This is a genomic window from Citrobacter sp. Cf116, assembly GCF_030336505.1.
In the GTDB taxonomy this organism is placed as follows: Bacteria; Pseudomonadota; Gammaproteobacteria; order Enterobacterales; family Enterobacteriaceae; genus Citrobacter; species Citrobacter freundii.
In genome coordinates, this window is the sequence record NZ_JAOWEQ010000034.1 from 705,318 (window position 1) to 717,793 (window position 12,476).

General features: G+C 52.6%; 15 protein-coding genes. 4 read left to right on the forward strand and 11 right to left on the reverse strand.

Features of this window, described 5'->3' with window-relative positions; translation table 11 throughout:
* Nucleotides 1-227: 227 nt before the first annotated feature.
* Nucleotides 228-1,661 carry a serine-type D-Ala-D-Ala carboxypeptidase gene (gene dacB, locus OGV74_RS08760; protein WP_003025021.1) on the forward strand — a complete coding sequence of 478 codons (1,434 nt, stop codon included), beginning with the start codon at nt 228-230 and terminating at the stop codon, nt 1,659-1,661.
* Between the two features lie 105 nt (nt 1,662-1,766).
* Here dacB and cgtA read toward each other — a convergent pair whose 3' ends face one another.
* The 4 genes from cgtA to rplU all read right to left on the reverse strand — a co-directional run bounded on the left by cgtA (nt 1,767) and on the right by rplU (nt 4,635).
* Nucleotides 1,767-2,939, reverse strand: coding sequence for an Obg family GTPase CgtA (cgtA, locus tag OGV74_RS08765; protein WP_003025024.1), 1,173 nt, complete (start codon nt 2,937-2,939; stop codon nt 1,767-1,769).
* Between the two features lie 15 nt (nt 2,940-2,954).
* The gene (locus OGV74_RS08770) at nt 2,955-3,920 is read right to left on the reverse strand and encodes a DMT family transporter (RefSeq protein WP_003844844.1); all 966 of its coding nucleotides are present in this window, start codon (nt 3,918-3,920) and stop codon (nt 2,955-2,957) included.
* A 126-nt stretch (nt 3,921-4,046) separates the two neighbouring features.
* Nucleotides 4,047-4,304, reverse strand: coding sequence for a 50S ribosomal protein L27 (rpmA, locus tag OGV74_RS08775; protein WP_003025030.1), 258 nt, complete (start codon nt 4,302-4,304; stop codon nt 4,047-4,049).
* Nucleotides 4,305-4,323: 19 nt separating this feature from the next.
* Nucleotides 4,324-4,635: a 50S ribosomal protein L21 gene (rplU, locus tag OGV74_RS08780; protein WP_003025032.1), complete on the reverse strand. Its 312-nt coding sequence runs from the start codon at nt 4,633-4,635 to the stop codon at nt 4,324-4,326.
* 258 nt (nt 4,636-4,893) lie between these two features.
* On the opposite strand from rplU, the gene ispB reads away from it, so the two are divergent.
* The gene (gene ispB / locus OGV74_RS08785; protein ID WP_003025033.1) at nt 4,894-5,865 is read left to right on the forward strand and encodes an octaprenyl diphosphate synthase; all 972 of its coding nucleotides are present in this window, start codon (nt 4,894-4,896) and stop codon (nt 5,863-5,865) included.
* Nucleotides 5,866-6,087: 222 nt separating this feature from the next.
* Nucleotides 6,088-6,372, forward strand: a complete 285-nt coding sequence (gene sfsB, locus OGV74_RS08790) for a DNA-binding transcriptional regulator SfsB (protein WP_003839952.1) — start codon at nt 6,088-6,090, stop codon at nt 6,370-6,372.
* Nucleotides 6,373-6,428: 56 nt separating this feature from the next.
* On the opposite strand, the gene murA is transcribed toward sfsB, so the two are convergent.
* The 7 genes from murA to mlaF form a co-directional block, all read right to left on the reverse strand.
* Complete coding sequence (gene murA / locus OGV74_RS08795; RefSeq protein ID WP_003839949.1) at nt 6,429-7,688, reverse strand: UDP-N-acetylglucosamine 1-carboxyvinyltransferase; 1,260 nt, start codon at nt 7,686-7,688, stop codon at nt 6,429-6,431.
* Nucleotides 7,689-7,741: 53 nt separating this feature from the next.
* Nucleotides 7,742-7,996, reverse strand: a complete 255-nt coding sequence (gene ibaG / locus OGV74_RS08800; protein WP_003025040.1) for a BolA family iron metabolism protein IbaG — start codon at nt 7,994-7,996, stop codon at nt 7,742-7,744.
* A 169-nt stretch (nt 7,997-8,165) separates the two neighbouring features.
* Nucleotides 8,166-8,459: a lipid asymmetry maintenance protein MlaB gene (gene mlaB / locus OGV74_RS08805; protein ID WP_003025045.1), complete on the reverse strand. Its 294-nt coding sequence runs from the start codon at nt 8,457-8,459 to the stop codon at nt 8,166-8,168.
* Nucleotides 8,459-9,094, reverse strand: coding sequence for a phospholipid-binding protein MlaC (gene mlaC / locus OGV74_RS08810; RefSeq protein ID WP_003025047.1), 636 nt, complete (start codon nt 9,092-9,094; stop codon nt 8,459-8,461). Before mlaC ends, mlaB begins: the two co-directional genes overlap by 1 nt.
* Nucleotides 9,095-9,112: 18 nt before the next feature.
* Nucleotides 9,113-9,670: an outer membrane lipid asymmetry maintenance protein MlaD gene (mlaD, locus tag OGV74_RS08815; RefSeq protein WP_003025050.1), complete on the reverse strand. Its 558-nt coding sequence runs from the start codon at nt 9,668-9,670 to the stop codon at nt 9,113-9,115.
* 4 nt (nt 9,671-9,674) lie between these two features.
* The gene (gene mlaE / locus OGV74_RS08820; RefSeq protein ID WP_003025053.1) at nt 9,675-10,457 is read right to left on the reverse strand and encodes a lipid asymmetry maintenance ABC transporter permease subunit MlaE; all 783 of its coding nucleotides are present in this window, start codon (nt 10,455-10,457) and stop codon (nt 9,675-9,677) included.
* A gap of 19 nt (nt 10,458-10,476) precedes the next feature.
* Nucleotides 10,477-11,277 (reverse strand): phospholipid ABC transporter ATP-binding protein MlaF, encoded by an 801-nt coding sequence (gene mlaF / locus OGV74_RS08825; protein ID WP_003025057.1) that lies wholly within the window; start codon nt 11,275-11,277, stop codon nt 10,477-10,479.
* 215 nt (nt 11,278-11,492) lie between these two features.
* On the opposite strand from mlaF, the gene OGV74_RS08830 reads away from it, so the two are divergent.
* Nucleotides 11,493-12,470 (forward strand): calcium/sodium antiporter, encoded by a 978-nt coding sequence (locus tag OGV74_RS08830; protein ID WP_003839941.1) that lies wholly within the window; start codon nt 11,493-11,495, stop codon nt 12,468-12,470.
* Nucleotides 12,471-12,476 lie beyond the last annotated feature (6 nt).

Here is a 12,476-nt window from a genome sequence, read left to right on the forward strand (position 1 = left end):
CCTGTAGGGGGCAGTTGCTCTCACCCCGGCTGCTAAGCCCACCCTGGCGAATGTCATGCCAGAGTCAGAAGCAAAAAAATACCGACCCGGGGCTCAAGGTCCCAGGTCAGCTACAATTCTCTATTTGATGATCATTTTACCCTGGAGTTCCTTATGGGTCATCGTTTACTTTTTGGGGCGTTGCGCCGTAGTATGACGGCCTGTTTCCAGGTTGTTAGCGCGAGATTATGCGATTTTCCAGATTTACCATCGGATTGACTGCCAGTATAGCGTTCAGTGTTCAGGCTGCGAACGTCGACGAGTATATCAATCAGCTCCCTGCCGGGGCCAACCTCGCCCTTATGGTACAGAAGGTTGGCGCACCTGCACCCGCTATTGATTTTCATAGCCAACAGATGGCGCTGCCGGCCAGTACCCAGAAAGTGATCACCGCGCTGGCGGCATTGATTCAGCTCGGGCCTGACTTTCGTTTTACCACTACGCTTGAGACTAAAGGCAACGTGGAAGGCGGCGTATTGAAAGGTGACTTAGTGGCACGATTTGGTGCTGATCCGACGCTAAAACGCCAGGATATTCGCAATATGGTGGCAACCCTGAAAAAATCAGGCGTGACGCAAATTGCCGGAAATGTCCTGATCGACACCTCTATTTTCGCCAGTCATGATAAAGCGCCCGGTTGGCCCTGGAACGACATGACGCAGTGTTTTAGCGCACCGCCCGCAGCGGCTATTGTCGATAGAAACTGTTTCTCGGTTTCACTCTACAGCGCGCAAAAACCCAACGATCTCGCCTTTATTCGCGTGGCATCTTATTACCCGGTCACCATGTTCAGTCAGGTGCGTACTCTCGCCCGAGGTTCTGCGGAAGCGCAATATTGTGAACTGGATGTGGTTCCCGGCGATCTCAACCGCTATACGCTGACCGGATGCCTGCCCCAACGAGCCGATCCGCTGCCGCTGGCGTTCGCCATTCAGGACGGAGCCAGCTATGCCGGGGCGATTATCAAAGATGAGCTAAAACAAGCAGGTATCACCTACAGCGGTACGCTGCTGCGCCAGACGCTGGTCAACGAGCCGGGAACGGTGGTCGCCAGTAAGCAGTCAGCGCCACTGCATGACCTGCTTAAGATTATGCTGAAAAAATCGGACAACATGATTGCCGATACCGTTTTCCGTATGATTGGTCATGCCCGATTTAACGTGCCAGGCACCTGGCGGGCGGGTTCTGATGCCGTACGCCAGATTTTGCGTCAGCAGGCGGGCGTTGATATCGGCAACACCATTATTGCCGACGGTTCAGGCCTCTCCCGGCATAACCTGATTGCTCCGGCGACCATGATGCAGGTGCTGCAATATATCGCTCAACACGATAACGAGCTGAACTTTATCACTATGCTGCCTCTGGCGGGGCACGACGGCTCCCTGCAATACCGTGCGGGTCTGCATCAGGCTGGTGTGGATGGCAAAGTATCGGCGAAGACAGGCTCGCTGCAAGGAGTCTATAACCTTGCCGGCTTCATTACCACGGCAAGCGGCCAACGCATGGCATTCGTGCAGTATTTGTCTGGTTATGCGGTAGAGCCGGCTGACCAGCGTAATCGCCGTATTCCGTTGGTGCGCTTCGAGAGCCGGTTGTACAAGGATATTTATCAGAACAATTAGATGGGTAGTTTGATTGCCGGATGGCGGCACTAACGTGCCTTATCCGGCCTACAGAGAAACCTGAAAACAATAACCCCGGCAACATGGCCGGGGTTTTTCATGCGATTAACGCTTGTAGATGAACTCGACGCCTTCGTCGTCTTCTTCGTCCCAATCGTCATCCCAGTCATCTTCCGCTTCGTCTTCGACTTCAGCGAGCTGCTGGCGGTGATAATCATCCCACATGAACTCAACTTTCTCTGGCTGTTTCGCTTCTTCAGCCTGAACAATCGGGTTCTCGATGATAAAGGTCATCACATCCCAGCAAAGATCCTTCACGCCCAGCTGGCTGGCGGCAGAGATCAGGTAATATTTACCTTCCCAGCCCAGCGCTTCGGCGATCGCTTTCGCTTTCTCTTCCGCTTCAGCCTTGTCCATCAAATCAATTTTGTTGAAAACTAACCAGCGCGGTTTAGATGCCAGATCCTGACTGTATTTTTCCAGTTCGCCAATAATGATACGGGCGTTTTCTACCGGATCGGAACCGTCAATCGGATCGATATCGATGAGGTGCAGCAACACGCGGCAACGTTCCAGATGCTTCAGGAAGCGGATACCCAGGCCTGCGCCTTCAGCCGCACCTTCAATCAGACCCGGAATGTCGGCAACCACGAAGCTCTTTTCGTTGTCCATACGCACCACGCCCAGGCTCGGCACCAGGGTGGTGAACGGATAATCAGCGACTTTCGGCTTCGCCGCAGATACTGCACGGATAAACGTCGATTTCCCGGCGTTTGGCATACCCAGCATACCCACGTCTGCCAGCAGCATCAGCTCCAGCATCAGATCGCGCTTATCACCCGGCGTACCCATTGTTTTCTGACGCGGAGTACGGTTAACCGATGATTTGAAACGGGTGTTGCCCAGACCATGCCAGCCGCCTTTAGCGACCATCAGACGCTGACCGTGTTTGGTCATGTCGCCCATAGTTTCGCCCGTGCCCTGATCGATAACACGCGTACCAACAGGCACTTTGATCGTGACGTCTTTGCCACGCTTACCGGTGCAATCACGGCTCGCGCCATTCTGACCACGTTCCGCACGGAATGATTTTTCAAAACGGTAATCGATTAGTGTGTTCAGGTTTTCGTCGGCTTCCAGCCAAACGTCACCACCGTCACCACCATCACCACCGTCCGGACCGCCTTTTGGGATGTACTTTTCGCGGCGGAAGCTGACGCAACCATTACCGCCATCACCTGCAACGACCAGAATCGATGCTTCATCAACAAACTTCATTTTACTCTCCGTAAATCATTCGCCTGAGCGGGGTTGCGAAACCACCGTTTCATGCTTACGTAAACCGCCCCAAATTCGATGACCAATGGCGGAATACATCGCGCCCGCAACCACGATAAACGCACCGAGATAACCTAATAGGTTTAGCATCGGTCTGGCGAAGAAATCGGGCCAGGCCAGTGATAATAAATCTGAAAATAACAACGTAAACAGCGGTGTGAGCGTGATAATAGCGCTCACCTGCGCCGCCTGCCAACGCGCCATCGCTTCCGCAAGAGCGCCGTATCCTACCAGCGTATTCAGGCCGCAGAATACCAGGCATGCCAGCTGCCAGTCGCTGAGCTGCGTGATGACACCGGGTTTAGCCAGCGGCAACAACGCAATCGTACATAAAGTGTACAGTAAAAACAGGATCTGCGGTGATGCCAGACGGCGCAATAACACCTTTTGCGCGACCCCATAGCTCACCCAGACCATCGCCGCACCGACACCAAAGATAACGCCCCAGGTGTAATCGGTGAGTCGGGTAAAAATTTCGATCAGACTGGTATTAAAAAACAGGACCAGGCCGCTCAGAAGCATAATGGCGCCAATCACCTGCGTGCCGCGCATCTTTTCTTTCAGGATAAAGACGCTGGCGATCATCATACCAACCGGTGACAGCTGACCGATAACCTGCGAAGCCGTTGGGCTCAAATACTGCAAGGATGAACTAAACAGAATGAAGTTACCGAACAGCCCACCGGTTGCGATAGCCAGCAACACCAGCCAACGCGCTTTGCGAAAAATACGCAATGGAGGGAGCTTTTTTTTAACCGCAAGAATAGCGCCAAGGCCAACGCTTGCCATTAAAAAACGGTAGAACACCACGGTAGGAGGCTCCATCACCTCCAGCACTTGCTTCATTGCTATTGGCAAAGCCCCCCAACATACTGCCGTTGTGAGTGCTAACAGAATACCAATGCCTGCCTGTTGCTTCATGCCGTATTCCCTGCAAGGGCTCGTTTCCGGGTTGTCACGGCGTGACGAGCGTATTTACCGGCCGTCGAATGTAAAAAGCCCCGCAACGTGTTGCGGGGCTTTTATCCGTTACCGGGACGCGAAAACTTATTCAGCAACGATGCTGATGAATTTACGGTTTTTCGGACCTTTCACTTCAAATTTCACTTTACCGTCTGCTTTAGCAAACAGAGTGTGGTCTTTGCCGCAACCAACGTTGGAACCAGCGTGGAATTTAGTGCCACGTTGACGAACGATGATGCTACCAGCCAAAACTGTTTCACCGCCGAAGCGTTTTACGCCCAGACGTTTAGCTTCTGAATCGCGACCGTTACGAGTCGAGCCGCCAGCCTTTTTATGTGCCATTTAATCTGCTCCTCTTAACTTAAGCGCTGATGCCAGTGATTTTCACATCAGTAAACCACTGACGATGGCCCTGCTGCTTACGGTAGTGTTTACGACGACGAAACTTAACAATTTTAACTTTCTCGCCACGACCGTGAGCAACAACTTCAGCTTTGATAACGCCGCCATCAACGAAAGGAACGCCGATTTTGACTTCTTCACCGTTTGCGATCATCAGAACTTCTGCGAATTCAACAGATTCGCCAGTTGCGATGTCCAGCTTTTCCAGGCGAACGGTCTGACCTTCGCTTACTCGGTGTTGTTTACCACCACTTTGGAAAACCGCGTACATAAAAAACTCCGCTTCCGCGCACACCTTTTTGATGATTCAGAGCGCGCTATAAATATTCACAATAGGGCGCGAATATTACGCAAAACGCGAGCCTTTGACAAGTGCTACCGTCAATACATGAAGAAAAAAAACACAACACGTACGGTAACGTTTATCTACGGCGTTTTTTCAGTACAATCAGCATATATTTATAACCCTAAACCCGACGTTACCTTCTCATACAGTAAGGTAATCGGGGCGAGAAGCCCGGCTTTTGCGATGAATTTAGAAAAAATCAATGAGTTAACCGCGCAAGATATGGCGGGGGTCAATGCGACAATCCTTGAACAGCTCAATTCTGACGTTCAGTTGATCAATCAACTGGGGTACTACATCGTTAGCGGCGGCGGAAAACGCATTCGCCCAATGATCGCCGTCCTCGCAGCGCGGGCCGTTGGTTACCAGGAAAATGCGCACGTTACGATCGCGGCCCTCATCGAGTTTATCCACACAGCGACCCTGCTGCACGATGATGTTGTGGATGAGTCAGACATGCGCCGTGGGAAAGCTACGGCAAATGCGGCGTTTGGTAATGCGGCCAGCGTGCTGGTTGGCGATTTTATCTATACCCGCGCATTTCAGATGATGACCAGCCTTGGCTCGTTGAAAGTGCTGGAAGTCATGTCGAAAGCAGTCAACGTCATCGCCGAAGGTGAAGTCTTGCAGCTGATGAACGTCAACGACCCAGACATCACCGAAGAAAACTATATGCGCGTCATCTACAGTAAGACGGCGCGGTTGTTTGAAGCGGCAGCCCAATGTTCAGGCATTCTGGCTGGCTGTAGCGAAGAACAAGAAAAAGGGTTGCAGGATTATGGCCGTTATCTCGGTACAGCTTTCCAGTTAATTGACGATTTGCTGGATTACAGCGCGGATGGCGAGCAGCTGGGTAAAAACGTCGGTGATGACCTCAACGAGGGTAAACCTACGCTGCCGCTGCTGCATGCCATGCGCCACGGTACTCCAGAACAAGCGCAAATGATCCGCCAGGCCATTGAGCAAGGTAATGGTCGTCACCTTCTGGAGCCGGTTCTGGAAGCGATGAACGCCTGTGGTTCCCTGGAGTGGACGCGCCAACGTGCAGAAGAAGAGGCTGATAAGGCCATCGCTGCGTTGCAGGTGCTGCCTGATACGCCGTGGAGAGAAGCGCTGATTGGTCTGGCGCATATCGCCGTACAGCGCGACCGTTAATTCCCTACAGCATCCTCCCTCATCCCGTGCTCTGCACGGGATTTTTTTATAAGTTCTAGTAATCCCCCCACCCTCCTCCGGATAATTACGCAGAACCTTGGCATATTCTGAATATATACACACTTTACATGAACATTTTAGAACATTCGTTCTTCGGGCGTTATAGTGTCGCCACAACCGATCGTGGAACCGTAAGTCGTTAACCAAAGGAGAGATGAATTTATGGAAAACAAGCTGATTGACTGGCATCCGGCCGACATCATCGCCGGACTGCGCAAGAAAGGGACCTCAATGGCCGCTGAATCACGTAAAAATGGATTGAGTTCATCAACGCTGGCAAATGCGTTAACGAGACCATGGCCAAAAGGTGAGTTGATTATCGCCCGGGCACTGGGAACTGATCCCTGGGTGATTTGGCCGTCACGCTATCACGATGCCAAAACGCATGAGTTCATCGACAGAACGCGGATGATGAGGAGTCGCAGAGAGAAAAAGAATCCGGAATGAACATTGAGCTGTAACCCCCGGCCAACTGAACTGGGGGTTACAAGAGACGTTGACGATTACTCGCCTTTCACGCGCTCAATGTTTGCGCCCAGCGCACGCAGTTTATCTTCGATGCGCTCATAGCCGCGATCGATGTGATAAATACGATCGACCACTGTTGTACCTTCAGCAATACAACCTGCCAGCACTAAACTTGCAGATGCACGCAGATCGGTCGCCATAACCTGTGCGCCTGAGAGTGTTTCCACGCCGTGGCAAATCACGGTATTGCTTTCGATTTCTGCGTGAGCGCCCATACGGCTCAGCTCAGGCACGTGCATAAAGCGGTTCTCAAACACGGTTTCCGTGATGAAGCCGGTCCCTTCTGCCACCAGGTTCAGCAGCGTGAACTGGGCCTGCATATCGGTAGGGAACGCCGGATGCGGCGCAGTACGCACATTGACCGCTTTCGGACGTTTGCCGTGCATATCAAGGCTGATCCAGTCATCACCCACTTCAATATCTGCACCCGCATCACGCAGCTTCGCCAGAACGGCATCCAGTGTGTCCGGTTGTGCATTACGGCAGATAATTTTGCCACGAGAAATTGCCGCCGCCACCAGGAAGGTACCGGTTTCGATACGGTCTGGCAGAACGCGATACACACCACCGCCGAGACGCTCAACGCCTTCGATCGTAATACGATCTGTGCCCTGGCCAGTGATCTTCGCGCCCAGCGCAATCAGGAAGTTCGCGGTATCCACAATCTCCGGCTCGCGCGCGGCATTTTCGATGATGGTGGTGCCTTCGGCAAGCGTTGCTGCACACATGATGGTGACAGTCGCACCGACGCTCACTTTGTCCATGACAATATGCGCGCCTTTCAGACGGCCATCAACGGACGCTTTCACATAGCCTTCTTCCAGCTTGATAGTCGCGCCTAACTGCTCCAGACCGGTAATGTGCAGGTCAACCGGACGCGCGCCGATGGTGCAGCCGCCCGGCAGTGAAACCTGGCCCTGACCAAAGCGAGCAACCAGCGGCCCGAGCGCCCAAATGGATGCACGCATGGTTTTCACCAGATCGTACGGCGCACAGAAGACGTTCACATCACGCGCATCAATGTGCACGGAACCATTACGCTCAACTTTCGCACCCAGCTGGCTCAACAGCTTCATTGATGTGTCAACGTCCTTCAGTTTCGGGACGTTTTGGATCTCTACAGGTTCTTCAGCCAGCAGCGCCGCAAACAGGATCGGCAGTGCGGCGTTTTTAGCGCCTGAAATTGTGACTTCGCCCTGGAGCTTGGTTGGCCCCTGAACACGAAATTTATCCATTATTCTGTTCTCTGTTAAGAATTTATCTTCGCTACCGGCACATCACCCGTAGCTCAAAAACCGTTAAGTTTGCGATCGCGCGCCCATTCCGCTGGGGTAAACGCCTTAATCGACACGGCATGAATGCGGTTGTCCGCAATGTACTCCATCAACGGGCCATAGACCGATTGCTGCTTCTTGACCCGGCTCATGCCTTCAAACATCTCACCCACGGCAATAACCTGAAAGTGACTGCCGTCGCCAGAAACGTGGACTTCCTGGAGGGAGAGTGCATTCATCAGCACGCTCTGAATTTCATTATTTTCCATGGGCTCTTCATTCGTCAGATAGTGAAAACAGCCCAACATCTTAGAGCAAAGTGGCGCTGTCATAAATAAGCAAAAAGCCTCGCTGATAAATCAGACAAGGCTTTAGTGGCAGATCCCCCTCGGGGGTTTTGCCGGATAGCGGCACAAGACCTTATCCGGCCTGGAAAAATTAACGCGGAAGGACGTCGTCAGGCAGATTGTAAAGCTGCGCCAGCGTGTACACTTTATCGTTAACACCAGTGAGCGAAACGCTGTTTCCCTGCTGCTTGCCTTGATTAATCAGATGCAACAGTAACGCCAGACCGCCGGTATCTACCCGGGATACCTGGTTCAGATCGATGCAGGATACCCCTTTCATCGCCTCAATTCGCGCATCCCATAAGGGATTTAACACGTCCTGATCCAGCTCTCCCACCAGCACCAGCTTGTCGCCTTCGCGCGTCCAGGTGAGTGACTGCGTCATTATTTTTTCTCTTCCAGAGTGATTTTCTGCTGAGAAATAGATTTCAGCTGTGCCGTCAGGCCATCAATACCTTTGGTACGCAGCAGGTCGCTCCACTCATTTTGTTTGGTGGTGATCATACTTACGCCTTCGGCGATCATGTCATACGCCTGCCAGTTACCGGTCTGGGAGTTTTTACGCCACTGGAAATCCAGACGTACCGGAGGACGACCGTTTGGATCGATGATGGTTACGCGGATAGGTACGATGGTCGCATCACCCAACGGCTGCTCAGGGGCAATCTGATAGGTCTGGCCGTGGTACATCGCCAGTGCCTGGCCGTAAGCCTGCTTCAGATATTCACGGAATGCAGCAAAATAGGCTTCACGTTGGGCAGGAGTCGCATCTTTGTAGTAACGACCCAGCACCAGCGCACCGGCATACTTAACCTGCACATAAGGCAGCAGTTCCTGATCGACGACCTGACGCAGGTAATCGGGGTTGGAACGGATTTTTGGTTGCTCGTTTTTCAGACGGTCAAAGGTCTTTTGCGCCGCCTCATCCATCAGTTTGTACGGGTTAGTCTGGTCTGCTGCGGTTGCCGCGCTAAGTGGAGCAATCACCAGCATAGCCACCATCATCAATCGTTTAAACATACGTCGATTCTCCTGATATTATTTCGTTGCGCCCGCAGGCGTAGTGGCTTCATTATTGCCTTCAGTTGCGGCTGGCGCATCGCCAGAATTCTTATTGTCATCACCTTTGCTGTTGCTGTTGTAAAGGAACTGACCAATCATATCTTCCAGCACCATCGCGGATTTCGTGTCCTGAATCGTACCGCCATCTTTGAGGATAGACGTTCCCAGCTCAGGATCTTCAAAACCCACGTTCAATGCCAGATACTGTTCGCCCAGCAGACCGGAAGTACGGATGCTCAGAGAACTGGTGTCAGGAATATGGTTAAAACGCGATTCGATTTCCAGCGTCACGCGCGGCAGGTACGTTTTCGGATCTAACGAGATGTCCGATACGCGTCCAACTACCACCCCGCCAATCCGCACCGGAGAACGCTCTCTCAGGCCGCCGATATTATCAAAGGTCGCATAAATCGTGTAAGTCGGTTCAGTACGCATTGAGGTAACGTTCGCCGCCTTCAGGCAGACAAACAGCGCAGCCAGCAGCGCAACCAGCAGGAATAACCCGACCCAAATTTCATTTTTTTTCGTTTGCATGAACTCAATTCCCAAACATCAGTGCGGTCAGCACAAAATCCAGCCCCAGAACGGCAAGAGAGGCGTGCACAACGGTGCGTGTCGTTGCCCGGCTAATCCCGGCAGAGGTCGGGATCGCATCATAACCATTGAACAATGCAATCCAGGTGACCGTAATGGCGAACACCACGCTCTTAATCAGACAGTTGACCAGGTCCAGACGCCAGTCGACGGCATTTTGCATAGCCGACCAGAAAAAGCCCGCATCAATACCCTTCCAGCTTACGCCAACCAGTGAACCACCCCAGATCCCCACGGCGACAAATATAATCGTTAGCAGCGGCAATGAAATGACACCGGCCCAAAAACGCGGAGAGATCACTCGGCGCAGTGGATCGACGGCCATCATTTCCAGGCTGGAAAGCTGCTCGGTCGCTCTCATCAGACCAATCTCTGCGGTTAAGGCCGATCCGGCTCGCCCGGCAAACAGCAGCGCCGCAACAACCGGCCCCAGCTCACGTAACAATGACAGCGCCACCAGCATACCGAGGCTGGTTTCCGCACTGTAGGTCGTCAGCACCAGGTATCCTTGCAACCCCAACACCATACCGATGAACACGCCAGAAACAATAATGATCAGCATCGATAAGACACCGACATTATAGAGCTGGCGTATCAGCAGCGGCGCATGTTTGCGAAACTCCGGTTTGCCGACAACCGCATTGAACAACATTAATCCGGCTCGCCCGAACGTCCTGAGGGTTTTTATTCCTCGGTGTCCGAGTGATGCCAGCGCATTTAACAACATGGGTGGCTTAACTCCCTGTTTAGAGTAAATCGATATGGTAGTCACCCGCCGGGTAACGGAACGGAACCGGTCCATCGGCAATGCCGTCAAGGAACTGGCGTACGCGCGGATCGGCATTTTCTTGTAGCGCCTGAGCACTACCGTAGGCCACTATTTTTTTGTCCGCCATTATATAGGCGTAATCCGCAATACTCAGTACTTCAGGCACATCATGGGATACCACCACACAGGTGACACCCAGCGCGCTGTTCAGTTCTGAAATCAACTTCACCAGCACGCCCATGGTGATGGGATCCTGACCGACGAACGGCTCATCAAACATAATGAGGTCAGGCTCTAGCGCGATAGCACGCGCTAACGCAGCGCGGCGCGCCATCCCACCGGATAATTCAGAAGGCATTAATTTGGCCGCACCCCGCAGGCCGACGGCCTCGAGCTTCATCATCACCGTGCTCTTCAGCAACGGCGCTGGCAACGTCGTATGCTCGCGCAGAGGGTACGCAACGTTGTCAAACACATTCATGTCGGTAAATAGCGCACCTGACTGAAACAGCATACTCATGCGCTTACGCACGGTAAATAAACGTGAACGGGACATGGCCGGGACGTTCTCACCGTCAAACAGAATCTCGCCCTTATCCGGTGAGATCTGTCCGCCAATCAGACGCAACAGCGTCGTTTTGCCGATGCCTGATGGCCCCATGATTGCCGTCACCTTACCGCGCGGTACCGTCAGGGAAATATTATCAAAGATGCAGCGGTCACCCCGGGAAAAGCTGACATCGCGCATATCGACTAGATTCGCCACAGACTGCCCCATTGATTCATCCTTTACTATTGCCTCGTTGATCGAAGAGTTTGGCGCTCAATTTAGCCCTGAACTCAACATATTTACAGATTATTGCCTGTCCTGGTTAGCGAAAGCTGGCATTTGTTTTACTTTTTAGCCGCATAAAGTCAAAATTAAGACTTCGTTACGGCTTCCAGAAGATCCTTCAAGAGGACCGGCGAGTATACCTGAAGAAAGGACTTTAGATGCTTTTAGCGACGGCGCTGTTAATAATTGGTTTACTTCTGGTGGTCTACGGTGCCGACCGTCTGGTATTTGCCGCATCCATTTTATGTCGAAACGTCGGTATTCCCCCCATTATCATCGGAATGACCGTGGTCAGCATTGGTACGTCGTTACCCGAGATCATTGTCTCCGTTGCCGCATCGATGAATGGGCAACTCGATCTGGCTGTCGGGACCGCCATAGGTTCTAACATCACCAACATTCTGCTTATTTTGGGCCTGTCGGCGCTGATTCATCCTTTTACCGTGCATTCTGATGTTCTGCGTCGTGAATTACCGCTAATGTTGCTGGTAAGTATTTTAGCTGCATCCGTACTGTATGACGGGCAGTTGAGCCGCAGCGACGGTTTCTTTCTTCTACTCCTGGCCGTGCTATGGCTGCTATTCATTGTTAAAATCGCTCGTCTGGCCGAGCGACAAGGCAATGACAGCCTGACACGCGAGCAGATAGCTGAGCTGCCGCGCGAAGGCGGGTTACCCGTCGCATTTTTGTGGTTGGGTATTGCGCTGATTATTATGCCTATGGCTACGCGTATGGTGGTAGATAACGCTACCGTACTGGCGAACTATTTCGCCATGAGCGAACTCACCATCGGGTTGACGGTGGTCGCCATTGGTACCAGCCTGCCGGAACTGGCAACGGCGATTGCGGGTCTGCGTAAAGGTGAAAACGATATTGCCGTCGGTAACATTATCGGCGCGAACATTTTTAATATTGTTATCGTCCTCGGGCTACCGGCGTTGATTACGCCGGGCGAAGTCAATCCGATGGCCTTCGTCCGGGACTACAGCGTCATGCTGCTGGTGAGCGTTATTTTTGCATTACTCTGCTGGCGACGTCCGCGCCAGATTGGTCGCGGCGCGGGCGCGCTGCTGACCGGCGGTTTTATCATATGGCTGGCGATGCTGTATTGGTTATCGCCACTTCTCGTTGGATAACTGGAA